At 70.6% G+C, this 14,235-nt stretch carries 12 protein-coding genes; 6 read left to right on the top strand and 6 right to left on the bottom strand.

Annotated features, from left to right (window positions below; all coding sequences use genetic code 11):
- Nucleotides 1–50: 50 nt before the first annotated feature.
- The 3 genes from AB0B98_RS02540 to AB0B98_RS02550 all read right to left on the bottom strand — a co-directional run bounded on the left by AB0B98_RS02540 (nucleotide 51) and on the right by AB0B98_RS02550 (nucleotide 2,456).
- Nucleotides 51–938 carry a helix-turn-helix transcriptional regulator gene (locus AB0B98_RS02540; protein WP_357360275.1) on the bottom strand — a complete coding sequence of 296 codons (888 nt, stop codon included), beginning with the start codon at nucleotides 936–938 and terminating at the stop codon, nucleotides 51–53.
- Between the two features lie 98 nt (nucleotides 939–1,036).
- Nucleotides 1,037–1,627, bottom strand: coding sequence for a WHG domain-containing protein (locus AB0B98_RS02545; RefSeq protein WP_357360277.1), 591 nt, complete (start codon nucleotides 1,625–1,627; stop codon nucleotides 1,037–1,039).
- A complete protein-coding gene (locus tag AB0B98_RS02550; protein ID WP_357360279.1) occupies nucleotides 1,620–2,456 on the bottom strand; it encodes an alpha/beta hydrolase in 837 nt (278 codons plus the stop codon). The genes AB0B98_RS02545 and AB0B98_RS02550 overlap by 8 nt, the downstream gene beginning before the upstream one ends.
- 131 nt (nucleotides 2,457–2,587) lie before the next feature.
- On the opposite strand from AB0B98_RS02550, the gene AB0B98_RS02555 reads away from it, so the two are divergent.
- The gene (locus AB0B98_RS02555; protein WP_357360281.1) at nucleotides 2,588–3,190 is read left to right on the top strand and encodes a class I SAM-dependent methyltransferase; all 603 of its coding nucleotides are present in this window, start codon (nucleotides 2,588–2,590) and stop codon (nucleotides 3,188–3,190) included.
- A 93-nt stretch (nucleotides 3,191–3,283) separates the two neighbouring features.
- Here the strand turns inward: AB0B98_RS02555 and wrbA are convergent, their stop codons facing one another.
- Nucleotides 3,284–3,883, bottom strand: coding sequence for an NAD(P)H:quinone oxidoreductase (gene wrbA / locus AB0B98_RS02560; RefSeq protein ID WP_196923813.1), 600 nt, complete (start codon nucleotides 3,881–3,883; stop codon nucleotides 3,284–3,286).
- A gap of 193 nt (nucleotides 3,884–4,076) precedes the next feature.
- Here wrbA and AB0B98_RS02565 point away from each other — a divergent pair, with 193 nt between their 5' ends.
- The gene (locus tag AB0B98_RS02565; protein WP_357360283.1) at nucleotides 4,077–6,905 is read left to right on the top strand and encodes a BTAD domain-containing putative transcriptional regulator; all 2,829 of its coding nucleotides are present in this window, start codon (nucleotides 4,077–4,079) and stop codon (nucleotides 6,903–6,905) included.
- A gap of 69 nt (nucleotides 6,906–6,974) precedes the next feature.
- The gene (locus AB0B98_RS02570) at nucleotides 6,975–8,540 is read left to right on the top strand and encodes an alpha/beta hydrolase (RefSeq protein WP_357360285.1); all 1,566 of its coding nucleotides are present in this window, start codon (nucleotides 6,975–6,977) and stop codon (nucleotides 8,538–8,540) included.
- 119 nt (nucleotides 8,541–8,659) lie between these two features.
- On the opposite strand, the gene AB0B98_RS02575 is transcribed toward AB0B98_RS02570, so the two are convergent.
- Nucleotides 8,660–9,052, bottom strand: a complete 393-nt coding sequence (locus AB0B98_RS02575; RefSeq protein ID WP_357360287.1) for a nuclear transport factor 2 family protein — start codon at nucleotides 9,050–9,052, stop codon at nucleotides 8,660–8,662.
- A gap of 226 nt (nucleotides 9,053–9,278) precedes the next feature.
- Here AB0B98_RS02575 and AB0B98_RS02580 point away from each other — a divergent pair, with 226 nt between their 5' ends.
- Nucleotides 9,279–11,162, top strand: coding sequence for an Ig-like domain repeat protein (locus AB0B98_RS02580; protein ID WP_357360289.1), 1,884 nt, complete (start codon nucleotides 9,279–9,281; stop codon nucleotides 11,160–11,162).
- A gap of 67 nt (nucleotides 11,163–11,229) precedes the next feature.
- Here the strand turns inward: AB0B98_RS02580 and AB0B98_RS02585 are convergent, their stop codons facing one another.
- Nucleotides 11,230–11,943: an alpha/beta hydrolase gene (locus AB0B98_RS02585; protein WP_357360291.1), complete on the bottom strand. Its 714-nt coding sequence runs from the start codon at nucleotides 11,941–11,943 to the stop codon at nucleotides 11,230–11,232.
- Nucleotides 11,944–12,053: 110 nt separating this feature from the next.
- Here AB0B98_RS02585 and AB0B98_RS02590 point away from each other — a divergent pair, with 110 nt between their 5' ends.
- Nucleotides 12,054–12,719, top strand: coding sequence for a DNA alkylation repair protein (locus AB0B98_RS02590; RefSeq protein ID WP_357360293.1), 666 nt, complete (start codon nucleotides 12,054–12,056; stop codon nucleotides 12,717–12,719).
- 75 nt (nucleotides 12,720–12,794) lie between these two features.
- A complete protein-coding gene (locus AB0B98_RS02595) occupies nucleotides 12,795–14,033 on the top strand; it encodes an MFS transporter (protein WP_357360295.1) in 1,239 nt (412 codons plus the stop codon).
- Nucleotides 14,034–14,235: the final 202 nt, after the last annotated feature.

Raw genomic sequence — 14,235 nt, forward strand, 5'->3', positions numbered from 1 at the left:
GGTCCGGCGCTCCTTGCGGAGCACCTCGTGTCGAGCCAATGGGAACGGTGCTACTCGCGCCTGACGAGCGGGTGCTGAGCACCGGCACGGGTGGTGACGGCGCCGTGCACGAGCAACGTCATCGCGGCGTGGGATGCCGAGCCGGGCTCGGTGGTGGCGACGACAACGCTCTGGCCGTCCTCGGTACGCAGGGTCTGCTGTGTCACGTCCATCGCACCGACCAGGGGGTGACACATCTGGTAGACGGTGTCGCCGCCGGCCTTCACCCGGTGGTCGGCCCACAGGGCGGCGAACTGCGGACTCCGCATCGTCAGCTCACCGACCAACGCGGCCATCAGCGGGTCGTCCGGGTGCGGCCCGGAAGCCATCCGCAACGTCGCCACCACCGCGCGGGCCTTGGCAGGCCAGTCCGCGTACAGGTCGCGGGTGTGCGCGTCCAGGAACACCAGCCGTGCCATGTTCGGGTACTGGTTCGGCCGCTCCGGGATCTCCGGGTTCAGGTGGCCGGCGAACAGGGCATGACCGGCGGTGTTCCAGGCAAGCACGTCGGCGCGACGACCGAGCACCACAACGGGTACGTCACCGAGCGTCGCGATGAGTTGGCGTACCGCCGGGCTCACCCGCTCCGGGGCTGGGCGACGTACGGTCGGCCGACGGCGGGTTCCGGCCGCCAGCTCGCCCAGATGGCGGCGTTCCGCGTCGTCGAGTCGCAGTGCCCGGGCAAGCGCGTCGAGAACCTCCGGTGAGGCGTTCACGGCCTGCCCCTGCTCCAACCGGGTGTAGTACGAAACGCTCACCCCGGCCAGCAGTGCCAACTCCTCCCGGCGCAGCCCTCGAACGCGACGCCGCTCACCGTACGTCGCCACGCCGGTGTCCTCCGGCCGCAGCTGGGAGCGCCGGGCCTGGAGGAATTCGCCGAGCTGTCCTCTCGCGTTCATGACTCGAAGTATCGCGAGCCCTGCCGGCCCCAACCACTCCCTGCCAGGGGTAGGCACCGCACGGCGAGGCAGCCGGCGCGGGGCGCGGCGACAGGGTGTCAGCGGGCGGCGTCGCCGCCGCTGGTGGTGCCGGCGCGAAGGCCCTGGTCGATGAAGTTGATCAGCCAGGTGAAGCTCTCGTCGACGGACGCGTCGATCTGGAATCCACCGGCCACCTCCAGGGTGGCGAAGCCGTGCAGGACGCTGCGCAGCGTCCGCATGGCGTGGATCTCCTGGCCGGGATCCAGGCCGTATCCGCTCAGCATTGCCGCCCAGGAGGCGAGCACCCGCTCGCTGGCCGGGATGAACGGGTCGTCGGGGCCGGTCGGACGGGTGGCGTTGGCGGCCGCGTACCGGCCGGGGTGTTCCCGCACGTACGTCCGCATCGCCTGCGCGCCGGCGGCGAGGGCATCGCTGCCGGACCGGCCCTGGATGGCGTCGCGGATGGTGTCGCCGGCCTCGGTCATGGCCAGGACGGCGATCCGGTGCGCCAGCTCGGCCTGGCTGGTGACGTGCTTGTAGAGCGAGGGGGTCTTGACCCCGAGCCGTTCGGCGAGCAGACCCATGCTGAGGTTGTCGAAGCCGACATCGTCGACCAACGCGGCCGCCGCTTCGGTGACCGATGCCGGAGTGAGCCGGGCCTTAGGCACTGGTCAGCGTCCGGGCGAGGAAGGGCAGGGCCAGGGCGAGGACCTCGTCGGGCGTCTCGACGTGCGGGTAGTGGCCGGCGCCCTCGATGACAGCCAGGTCGCCGAGCCCTCGCGGCAGGTCGGCGATGATGCGCTCGCCCTCGGCTCGCGGGTCGGCCCAGTCGGGGTCGGCGCTGCCCTGGATCACCAGGACCGGAGAGGTGACGTTGGACAGTTGCCGACCGGCGTCGGCCGGGCTGGTCTTGGCCATGGCCTGGAGGACCTTCATCCGGCCTGGCTCACTCATCTTGGCCTCGATGCGCGCCAGCTCGCTGTGCCAGTCGGCGGGCTTTGTGGGGATCGCCAGGTCGAGGTACCTGCGCCAGTTCGCCAGGCTTCCCCGCAGGAGGACCTGCGCCAGTTGGATGAAGCCGGCCCGGAAGCGCTTCACCCGCAGCAACCCGCCAAGGTCGAAGGACTGTGCGCGGGTGAACGGCGCCAGCTCGATGACGCCGACGATCAGCTCGGGCGCGGTGGCGGCCGCGATGGTCGCCGCACCGCCGCTGATCGACTGGCCGATGATCACGGCCGGTCCGCCGAGGTGGCGCACGACGGCGACGAGATCCCCCGCGATGTCGGTGCGGCTGTAGCCGTCCCAGCCGAGGCTGGAGTCGCCGCAGCCGCGGATGTCGACGTTGGCGACCCGGTATCCGGCCGCGGCAAGGGCCGGCGCGAGGAACCGGTAGGAGTGCCGGCTGTCGCCCATGCCGTGTGCCAGGACGACCAGTGGGCCCTGCCCGGTCACCTCGTAGGCGATGGTGTTGCCGGCAATGCTCAGGTGTTCGGTCATGACGCCCTCCAACGAAGCTAACGTGATTAGCTAAAGGCTAACCGCATTAGCCGCAGAGCGCAAACGCCGTCCTTGCACCCAGCCCAAGCTGGGACAGAGGCGTCGGAGGCGGCGTTCCGTATAGTGCCGCGATGGAAACGGACACGGTGCGACAGGCTTACACGTCCGTCGCGAAGCTCTACATCGAGATGTTCGGCACGGGCCAGCAGGTGGACACCGACGACCTCGCCCTCATCAGACGACACCTGGGCAGCCGGACCGGCCGGGTGCTCGATCTGGGGTGTGGGCCCGGCCACCTCACCGGTTACCTCTGCGAGCTGGGCGTCGACGCGATGGGGATCGACCTGGTCCCCGAGTTCATCGCGCATGCGCGGGCGTCCCACCCGGGCGTCGAGTTCCACATCGGTTCGATGGAATCCCTTGACGTGGCCGAGGGCTCCATCAACGGCATCCTGGCCTGGTACTCGTTGATTCATCTTCCGCCGCCGGAGTTCGACGGCATGCTCAAGGAGTTCCGGCGGGTGCTGGTCCCGGCCGGACGGTTGGTCCTGGGCGTCTTCGACGCCGATGAGGTCGGCGCCTTCGACCACAAGGTCCTGACCGCCTACCGCTGGCCGGTCGACGAGATCTCCGAGCGACTCGGCCGGGCCGGCTTCCGGGAGGTCGAGCGCCTCCGGCGGCCCGGCACCGACGAGCATCGGCCGCTTGCCGCCATCGCGGCGATCGCGGTGTGAGGACGCCGAGGGCCGGCCTCCCCTCGCGGGAGACCGGCCCTCGCCCAGCCGAGCACCGCGTCGACGCGGTGCTCAGTTACGGCGCCAGCGCGATCAGGCGCTGAGCTTCCCGGCGATCTTCACGACGCGCTCGGCCATGTGATCGAGGGCAGCGAACTGGGCATCGCCCAGCGGGGCGTCGTTACTTCCGCCCGTGACGTGCGAGACGCCGTACGGGTTGCCGTCGGCGAACTTCAGCGGGTCGGTGTAACCCGGGGCGACGACCAGACCGCCGAAGTGGTGGACGGTGTTGTAGAGCGCCAGAAGGGTCGACTCCTGGCCGCCGTGCGCGGTCATGGACGCGGTGAAGCCGGCGTACACCTTGTCGGCGAGCAGCCCCTGCGCCCACTGCGGGCCGAGGGTGTCGATGAACTGCTTGAGCTGGCTGGCGACGTTGCCGTAACGGGTGGGCGTGCCAAACAGCACCGCGTCCGCCCAGACGACGTCGTCGGCGGTCGCCTTCGGCTCGTTCTTGGTGGCGTCGAAGTGCTGGCTCCAGGCGGCGTTGGAGGCGATGGCCTCGGCCGGGGCAAGCTCCGGAACCTGACGCAGCCGCACCTCGGCGCCCGCCTTCTCGCCAGCCTCGGCGAGGCGCTTGGCCATGGCGTGGAGGGTTCCGGTGGACGAGTAGTAGATGACGGAGAGCTTGGTCATCGGAGGCATCCTTCCAAAAGTATTTGCCGCTGATAAATTTGCGGCCGCAACAATCTCGACTGTAGCAGCCACCCCCACGGCACCCAACGTCCTGACCATGCCCACCTGCGTGACGCAGCACACCAGGAGACGGGCGTGGGCAGCGGCCGTCCAGCCGATGAGCCGGACCCATTCGGGCCCCTACGATGAGGCGATGGACCCCGCGGGGGCGCCACCGGCGGCGCGGTACCAACTGCTCGGGCCGGTCGAGGTCCGGTCGGCCTGCGGGGAACGGCTGGCCCTCGGCACGCCGATGCAGGTGCGCCTCCTGGCCGTGCTCATGTCGCAGCCGGGCACCGGGTGGTCCATCGACCAGCTCGTCGACGAGCTGTGGCAGGGGCGGCCACCGAAGACGGCAGCCGGCAACGTGAAGACCTATGTCTGGGCGCTGCGCCGGGCGCTGCGCTCACCGGGCTTCCCCGACCCCGCCATCCTCGCCGGGCCGACCGGCTACCGCCTCGCCCTGGACGGGCTGACGGTGGACAGCGTGGCCTTCGAGGATCTGGCCCAGCGCGGGTATTCCGCGCTTCGGCAGGGTCACTGGTCAGCCGCCCAGGAGTCGTTCGAGGCCGCGTTGGCGCTCTGGCGTGGGGAGCCGTTCGCGGGCCTCCCTGGCTGGGGGGTGTTGCTCTCCGTCCGAGCGCGGCTGCAGGAGCAGCGGTCGAGCCTGGTGGAAGAGGTAGCGGACCTCCAGCTGCGCGCCGGACGCCATCACGAGCTGATCGAACCGCTGCGGAGCCAGGTCGACGACGATCCGCTGCGCGAGCGCCCATGGGGGCAACTGATGGTGGCCCTGGCACGGACCGGCCGACGGGCCGACGCGCTGGCGACGTACCGGCAGCTCCGCCACCTCCTCGCCGAGGAGGTGGGAGTCGAGCCCGGTCCCGATCTTCAACACCTGCACACCCGCATCCTGCGGGCGGAGCGGGAGCTGTTGACCTCCGATCCGCCGCCACCGGAAAGAACCCCGCCCCGAATCGTCCCCCGGCAACTGCCGGCCCCGCCGACGTTGTTCACCGGTCGGGCCGGGGAGCTGGCCCGGCTCACCACGCTGCTGCTCGGTGACTCCAGCCCGGCCAGCACCGCCGTCATCACCGGTACGGGCGGCGTCGGGAAAAGCTGGCTGGCGCTGCGCTGGGCGCACGACAACCTGCATCACTTCCCCGACGGGCAGCTCCACGTCGACCTGGGTGGATTCGGCACCACGCCCCAGGAGGCGTCGCCCTCGGCCGTCGTCGTACGCTCGCTTCTGCCCGCCCTGGGTGTGAAACCCCTGGAGATCCCCGCGGAGCCGGCGGCCCAGTTCGCCCTGTACCGCAGCCTGACCGCAGACCGGCGGCTGCTCGTGCTGCTCGACAACGCCCGCGACGCGGAACAGGTGCGGCCGCTGCTTCCGGGGTCGACCCGTTGCGGCGTGCTCGTGACGAGTCGCCACACCCTGCCCGGACTGGTCGCCACCGATGGCGCCCATCCCCTCGCGCTGGAACTGCCCAGCGACGACGAGGCGCGCCAACTGCTCGTCCGTCGACTGGGTGCGCAGCGGGCCGCCGCCCAGCCGGCAGCGGTGGACGAGCTGGTCAGACGTACCGCGCGGTTGCCCCTGGCACTGTCCATCGTGGCCGCGCGAGCCGCCGCCCGGCCCACGTTCCCGCTCCAGGCCATCGCCGACGATCTGGCGGCGAGCCGGGGCGGGCTCGCCGCCCTGACCACCGACGACGCCGCCACCGACGTACGCACTGTGCTCTCCTGGTCGTACCGACTGCTCAGCGCGGACGCGGCCCGACTGTTCCGGCAGATCAGCCTGCACCCCGCCCCGGACGTCAGCGCGGCGGCGGCAGCCAGCCTCGCCGGGGCGCCACCGCACCTGATCCGGCCGGCCCTCGACGAGTTGACCCGGGCGAACCTGCTCGCCGAGGCGTCCCCCAACCGCTTCCGCTGTCACGATCTGCTCCGCGCCTACGGGGAGGAGATGACGCACGCGCTCGACCGCCCGGCCGACCGTAGCGCCGCCCGCCGGCGTGTGCTCGACCATTACCTGGTTGTCGCCCGGGACGCGGCGAGGCTGGTCGACCCCGGCTGGCAGCCGCTCGATCCGCCGCCCCTGCCCGCCGACGCGTCACCGTCGGCGTTCGCCGACCACCGGGCCGCGCTGGCCTGGTTCACCATCGAACAGCGGGTGCTGCTGGCCGCCGTCGACGACGCGGTCGCGCACAGCTTCGACGCCCACGCCGGGCAGCTCGCCCAGGCCCTCACTCCCCTGCTCAGCCGGCTCTCGCAGTGGCACGACCTGGCCACCGTGCAGGCCATCGCGGTCACTGTCGCGCAGCGCCGCGGTGATCCACGGGCCGAGGCGCTGGCCCGCCGGGACCTCGCGCTGGCCCACATCCAGCACCGCCAGTTCGGTGCGGCCCACCATCACCTCCAGCGCGCCATGGCCCGGTACGACCAGGCCGGCGACCGACCGGGGCAGGCCAGCACCCACCTGCACCTCGCCTGGCTGTCGGACATCGAGGGCGACGCCGCGGCGGCACTGCCGCACGCCAGGCAGGCGCTGGCGCTGGCCAGCAGCACCGACGACCGACGCGGCGAGGCGGCGGCGCTCAACGCGCTCGGCTGGAGCCACGCGCGGCTGGACGAGCACTCCCGCGCCGTCACCTACTGCGAGCGGGCACTCGCGCTCTACGAGGAGGCCGAGGACCGGCTCGGCGCGGCCCACACCTGGGACAGCCTCGGATTCGCCTATCACGGCCTCGGAAAACACCCGAACGCTGTGGACTGCTACCGGCGCGCGCTCACGCTCTATTCCGACGTCCAGGATCCGTGCGGGAGGGCTGACACACTCGTCCGCCTCGGCGACACCCATCAGGCGGTGGGCGACATCGACACCTCGGTCGACCTGTGGCGGCAGGCCTTGGCGATCCTCGACCGGGTCGGCCATCCGCAGGCCGCGGTGCTGTCCGAGCGGCTTGAGGCGTACCGGTGAACGCCCTGCGCCGAACGTCCGCGGACCGGCGTGGATCCGACGTGGACCGGGCGTCGGCAGGCTGGACGAATGTTCACCACGAAGAGAACCACCTTCCGGCCTCCCCGCGGGGTTGACCGTCGACGACGGAGGCTCCTCGGCAGCCTCTCGGCCGCCGTCGCGGTCCTCGTCGCCCTGTCACTCAACGCCCCACCGTCGCTTGCGGGCACCATGCCGCCGGCCGGCGGCGCCGGGCCGGCCAGCGCGGACACCACCGGCGGTTGGAGCGGGCGGATCGAGTGGCAGGCGTGCCCGGAACGACCCGACGATCCGGGCACACGGTGCGGCACCCTGCGCCTGCCGGTCGACTGGGCCCGCCCGGGAGGGGAAACCTTCCCGCTGGCGCTGGCCCGGCGCACCGCCACCGACCCGACCGCCCGCATCGGCGCCCTGGTCTTCAACCCCGGCGGTCCGGGCCTGTCCGGTGTGGACGTGGCGCTGACGGCCGACAGCCAGCTCGGCCCGGACGTGCTGCGCCGCTTCGACATCATCGGCTTCGACCCTCGGGGCACTGTCCGCAGCGCACCGGTGCGCTGCTCATCGGCGTTGCTGGCCCGGCATCCCGCACTGGCACCCGCCAACGCGACGGAGTTCGAGCGGCTCCGCACCTACAACCGCCAGTTGCGCGACGACTGCCGCGCCAACAGTGGCCCACTGTTCGACCACCTGGACAGTGTGAGCGTCGCGCGCGACACGGACGCCATCCGGGCCGCACTCGGTGAACGGCAGCTGAGCTTCTATCAGTGGTCCTACGGGACCCTGATCGGGCAGTCCTACGCCGAGCTGTTCCCCGACCGTGTCCGCGCACTGGTGATGGACAGCGTGATGGACCACAGCCAGGGGGTCAGGGAAATTTTCCGCAGCGGGGCGGCCAGTAACGAGGCGCTGTTCCACGAGTTCGTGACCTGGTGCGAGCGGAGCACCGGTTGCGCCCTGCACGGACGCGACGTGCCGGCGCTCTACGATCGGCTGATGCGCCGTGCCGATGCCGGCACACTTGTCGACGCGGCCACCGGCACCCCGCTGACCTGGTTCGAGCTTGGGTTCGCGACATTCGTCAACTTCTTCGACGCGACCTGGGCCGATCTCGCGAACATGCTGCTCGCGCTGGAGCGCGGCGAGCCCGCCGCGCTCGCGTCCCCGATGGTGCCGGTCGACGGCGACGAGGACCTGACCGAGTACGCGCTACCGGCGTTCTGCCAGGACTGGTCGCTGCCGGTCGACGGGTTCGCCGACTGGAACCGGTACCTCGAACTGTCCCGCGCCGCCGCGCCGCACCTGCGGGCCTCCCCGTTGGCCGTCCGCTTCGGCGCGATCTGCCTGGGCTGGACGGCGACCAACCCACAACGTCAACTGCGGGTCCGGACGAGCGCGCCGCTGCTGGTACTCAACGGGCGGTACGACCCGGCCACCCCGTACGACGGGGCCCAGCGGGTGGTGCGCCAGCTCGGCGGCCGGGGCCACCTCGTCACCTACGAGGGGTCGGGCCACGCCAGCTACCCACGGACCGAGTGCACACGTCGTCAGGTGGAGCGGTACCTCATCACCAGAACCACACCGCCGACCGGCGCGAGCTGCCCGGCCGCGCCGGTCTGACGGGTCGACGTCGTCACTGTGACGCCCCAGCTCACTGTAGGTAGCGCGACCGGTCCGACAGCGTGTCGGCCAGGTCTCCTACCTCGGCGGCTGGGGCGTCGCCGCCGCAACCGTTTCCGTCAGGAACCGTCGGGCGGGTCGGCGGGCTGCTGTCCCGGCCAGAATGGCCACTCCTCGAATGAGCGGCACCGTCCGTCGTCAGCGAACCGCATGACCCACAGGTCGCGGTACTCCTTGTCGACCGGGTCCCCGTAGCGGACCTCGTGGCGTGACACGGCGGTGTCACTGTCGACCGCGACGATCTCAGTGGTCAGCTGGAACACCTCGTCGGGGCCCTCGCGCTGCTTCTCCCACATCCGAGCGATGGCCGGCAGGCCGACGACGGGCGTCCAGTACGGCCCCTGCTGATAGCTCGCGTCCTCGGTGAAGAGCGTGACCAGTGCGTCAGTGCCCGGAGTCCGCCAGAGCCGCTCGTAGGCGGCGAGCCAGTCCTCGACGTGCTTCCTGTCCATGGACCTCACCTTGCCATCCGAGCGGCGGTCAGCTGGCAAAACCCGCAGGCCACGGGTGCCGCACCCGTCGAGGCGCTGGCCGGCCTCGGCCCTGGACACCCTTGACATCGAAAGGAGCACCCAGTCACACTCCCGATGCTAATTCGATTTAGCTGTCATCAGGGCCCTCAACTCCCAGCACCGGACCAGACCGCGACGAGCGACCACCACAAAGGAGTCTTCGCGCATGAGGGAAACGACCGGAAGACGCAGGCTCCGGCTTGCGATCTCGATCCTCGCGCTCACAGCACTCGGTGCGGGGGCCGTCCTCCCCGCGCCGGCTGCCGCCGCCGGCAGGCCCGCGCCCGTGCCGGGCGCGACAGTCCACGCGGACCGCAGCTCACCGACCGGATACACGGTCACGTTCGTCTACCGCAATCCCCACGCCACCCAGGTCCGCCTCGCCGGGGATCTGACAGTGCTCGACGTCAACACCGGCACCACGCGCTACCAGCCGGAAGAGTGGCAGCCGGGGCGCTACCACGCGGGCGGCACCGAGTTCCTCCGGGACATGACCAGGGACCCGAAGGGAAACTGGTCGGTCTCGGTCCCGCTGCACGCCGGAGGTCTCAGCTACTGGTACCGGGTCTGGGACCCGACCCAGGGCTGGGAGAACAAGCGCATCTGGGACCCCGCCTCGACGAACCCTCGCCCGCCGGGCGAGTCCTCGTTCCGGGTCAGGAACAACGACGTGCTCGATGCCGTGCACGTGCCGTACGCCAAGAAGCAGAACGACCCGGTGCTGAAGGCGCGTGCGGACTACGAGTTGCCGGTGGCCGACCGCGCGAAGCGCGGAACCGTCCGGTACGTCCCGTACACCACGATCCTGGGCGACAGCGGCCACTACCTCGGCGTCTACCTGCCGGCCAACTACGACGCCAACCGCGCGGAGCCGTACAAGGTCGCGTATCTCGCCCACGGCATCTTCGGCGACGAGACCGACTTCATGGTCCCCGCGAACGTCCCGAACATCCTGGACAACATGACGGCCAGGGGCGAGATCGAGCCGACGGTGGTCGTCACCATGGGCAACCACTTCACCGGCACCAGCCTCGGCTTCGCGTCCTACAACCAGACCAACGCGGCCAACAACCTGGTCCAGACGATCCTGCCCCTCATCGAGAGCAGCTACAACGTCTCGACCGAGCGCTCCGGGCGGGCCTACGCCGGGTTCTCGTACGGCGGGATGACGGGCGGCGTCGTCATCAGGAACTACCCGACCACCTTCGCGTTCTACGGGCACTTCTCCGGCAACCCGTCGCTCACCACCCAGGACTACGACACCATCGCGAACGCGGTCGGCGACGATGACCTCACCGTCTTTCTCGGCAACGGCGTCTTCGAGGGCAACCTCAACGCCCAGAACGCCATCGCCGACAACTTCCGGGTCCGGGGATTCGCCGCCGCGACGACCCAGGTTCCCGGCGCGCACGACGGGATGACGGCGGGCCAGCTGTTCACGATCTTCGCCCGGGACCACCTGTGGTCGGGGGTCGACTCGGTGTCGGTGACGCCCGCGACGGTGAACCTGACGAAGGGCTGGAACTGGGAAAGGCAGTTCACCGCCCAGGTGACCACCAACGAGGGTGTGAGCCCGGCGGTGACGTGGTCGGTGCAGGGTGCGACCTCCACCGGCACCACCATCTCCGCGACGGGGCTGCTCACGGTCGCCGCCGCGGAGACCGCGTCCTCGCTCACCGTCGTGGCGACGTCGGTCGTCGATCCGAGCAAGTTCCGCTCGGCCCAGGTCACCCTGACGCCTGCGGGCCCGGCACGGGTCGCGGTGAAGGCGAAGGCCACACCGGCCTCGGTCGCGCACGGTGGCACGTTCACGCTGACCGTCGACGTACGGGCACAGTCTGCGCACCGGAAGGCTCCGAAGGTGACCGGCGAAATCGCCGTCACCTTCGGCGGCACCACCCAGGTGGTTCCGCTGCGTGGTGGCGCGGCCGTCGTCGAGCTGCCGACCGACGGGCTGCCCGCAGGGGTGTACCCGGTGCACGTCGCCTACTCCGGTGACCCGGCCCACGCCCCCAGCGCAGCGACCCACCAGCAACTACGGGTTCGGTAGGCCAGCAGGCAGCGGTGGGCCGGCGACCTCTCGTCGTCGGCCCACCGCCAATCGGCCGTACGGATTGTCAGCTCACGCCCCGAACCGCCTCGATGATCGTCTCGGCGACCTCGCTCGGCCGGGCCACCGCCATCGCGTGCGAGCCGCCGACCACCTCGCGCTGCCCCCGGGGGTTGGCCCGCTCGGCCATGAAGCGGTGCGCCTCGGCGGGAATGTTCTTGTCGGCGTCCCCGAACACGAACCAGCTGGCCAGCGATCGCCAGGCGGGGTCGCCGGTGAGCTTGCCGCCCAGGCCCTCTTCGGTGATCGGCCGCTGGGTCCGGGCCATCAGCGCGGCCATGTTGTTCGACGCGTCCGCGCAGAACTGCGCGTGGTACTGGTTCTGGCCGATCGCCACCTCGTTCCCACCGGTCGACACCGGGTACTGCACCAGCGTGTCGGCGAGGGTGCTGCCGGGGAACTTCGCGGACAGCGTCATCGCCGACTCACCGGTGTCCGGGGCGAAGGCGTTGACGTACACGAGGGCCCGCACCGAGGTGTCGCCGGCTGCGGCCTGCGTGATCACCATGCCGCCGTACGAGTGGCCGACCAGGATGACCGGGCCGCCGATCCCGCGGACGACATCTCGCACGTACTCGGCGTCGCCCGCGACGCTGCGCAGCGGGTTCGCGACGGCCACCGAGTTGTACGCCGAACCCAGCCGCTCAAGCACACCGTTCCAGCTCGCCGACTCGGCGAACGCGCCGTGCACGAGCACGATGGTGGGCTGTGGATCAGGCATGATAGGTGCCCCCTCACTCCGTGAAGCTGTTCACCGCCGGTCGCACTGGTACGCCTGGATACCCGTTACGCGAGTGTGAAACGTCCCGTTCCGCTGGGCAGGAGGCTGCGATGGCTACCACGATGCTGGCCGAGGTGACGGCCGAACTCGTCGAGCTGGAGGACCCGAAGGCACGGGAGGTGAACGCCAGACACGGCGACGATCACGGTGTGCACCTCGGCGCGCTTCGGGCGCTGGCGAAGCGGCTGAAGACGCAGCACGATCTCGCACGCCAGCTCTGGGCGACGGGTGACGCCTCGGCGCGGCTGCTGGCGATCCTGATCTGCCGTCCCAGGGCGTTCGAGCGGGACGAGTTGGACGTCATGTTGCGCGAGGCGCGCGCCCCGAAGGTGCACGACTGGCTCCTGAACTACGTGGTGAAGAAGAGCCCTTACTCCGAGGAACTGCGGCTGGCCTGGTTCGCCGACCCGGATCCCGTGGTCGCGAGTGCCGGCTGGGCGCTGACCACCGAACGCGTGACGAAGAAGCCCGAGAGTCTCGACCTCCCGGGGCTGCTCACTGTGATCGAGGCCGAGATGAAGGACGCGCCGGATCGCCTGCAGTGGGCGATGAACCACTGCCTGGCGCAGATCGGCATCGCGCACGCCGAGCACCGCGCCCGGGCGATCGACATCGGCGAACGCCTCCAGGTGCTCAGGGACTACCCCACCTCCCCCGGCTGTACGTCTCCGTTCGCGCCCACCTGGATCAGCGAAATGGTGCGTCGAGCGGGATAGGCGGCACGTTCTCGGTCGATCCCGCATCGACGGGGTCGACGCAGCCTCTCGTACGCCCCTATAGTGAGTTCCATTATGGGACTTACTGCATTCTGGCGGTGGTGGGTCGCCGGCACGACCAGCCAACTCGGCTCGGCGGTCGGCACACTGGCGCTACCGCTGACCGCGCTGACAGTGCTCCACGCGTCGGCCTTCGAGATGGGTCTGATCACGGCGGCGGGCTACCTGGCGTACCTGCTGATCAGCCTCCCGGCCGGCGTGATCGTGCAGCGCCTGCCACTGCGCGGCATGCAGGTCGCCCTGGATCTGGTCCGGGCCCTCGCCATCGCGTCGGTCCCGCTGGCCTGGTGGTTCGACATGCTGACGGTGGCCCAGCTGATCGCTGTCGCCCTGGTGGTGAGCTTCGCCAACGTGCTGTTCGACGTGGCGAACCAGACCTTCCTGCCGGAGATCGTGCCGGCCGCACAGTTGCAGGCCCGCAACAGCCTCACCTCCGGCACGCATGCCGCCACCGCGCTGGGCGGGCCATCCCTGGGCGGTTTCGCGGTGCAGGTGCTGGGTGCGGTGCCGACGCTGTTCGTGGACGCCGTCAGCTACCTGCTCTCCGCCACGTTGCTGCGCACCCTGCCGGCCCGGCGGGTGCAGCGACCGGCCGAACGGCCGCCGATGGTCACGATGATCCGCGAGGGCTGGCACTTCGTGCTCCGGCACCCGATCATCGGACCGGCCATGTGGGACGCCACCGCGACGAACTTCGTCAGCGGCGCCATGCTCGCCCTGTTCCCGTTCTACCTGGCGCGTGAGCTGCACGCCCCGCCGCTCATGATCGGGCTGTTGATCGCCGCCGACGGCCTCGGCTCGCTCATCGGCGCCGCGCTGACCACCCGCTTCACCGATCGTTTCGGCACCGCCCGTGGCCTGATCATCGCGGCCGTCGTCAGCGTGGGCGGCGCGCTCATCATCCCGCTGGGCACCGGCGCCGCCGCATTCCTGGCCTTCGCCATCGGAAACGTCATCCTGGCCAGCTCCACTGTGGTGCTCAGCGTGACCACCCGCACGTACCGAATGCTCGCCAGCCCACCGGAGCTGCTGTCCCGGGTGATCGCCACTGTCAAGTTCGTCTCCTGGGGCGCCATCCCGGTCGGCGCCCTGCTCGCCGGCATCCTGGCCGGGCCACTCGGCGCCCGGACCACCCTGCTGATCTTCGGTGCGCTCACAGTGCTGTCCCCCATCATCTACCTGTCGACGCCGATCCGCCGAATGCGTGACCTGCCGCTCGACCCCACCCCGACACCCACCGTGGCCCGGGTGTGAACCGACCAGCTCGGCTCCCGGTCGGTCCACATCGGTCACCGGAGATATCGACAGAAGGTGTAGCCCACGGTTCCCCGGGGCAAGAACCCGCGCATGGAGGTAACGGCAGGGCGCGAGAGGCTACAGCTCGGCCGGTGGCACCGCACCGGTGAGCCGGGCCGGGCAGACCTGGCGACCCCACTGCCGCCGGCCTCCGTCTGAT

It is taken from the genome of Micromonospora sp. NPDC048947, from assembly GCF_040649495.1.
Lineage (GTDB): Bacteria > Actinomycetota > Actinomycetes > Mycobacteriales > Micromonosporaceae > Micromonospora > Micromonospora alfalfae.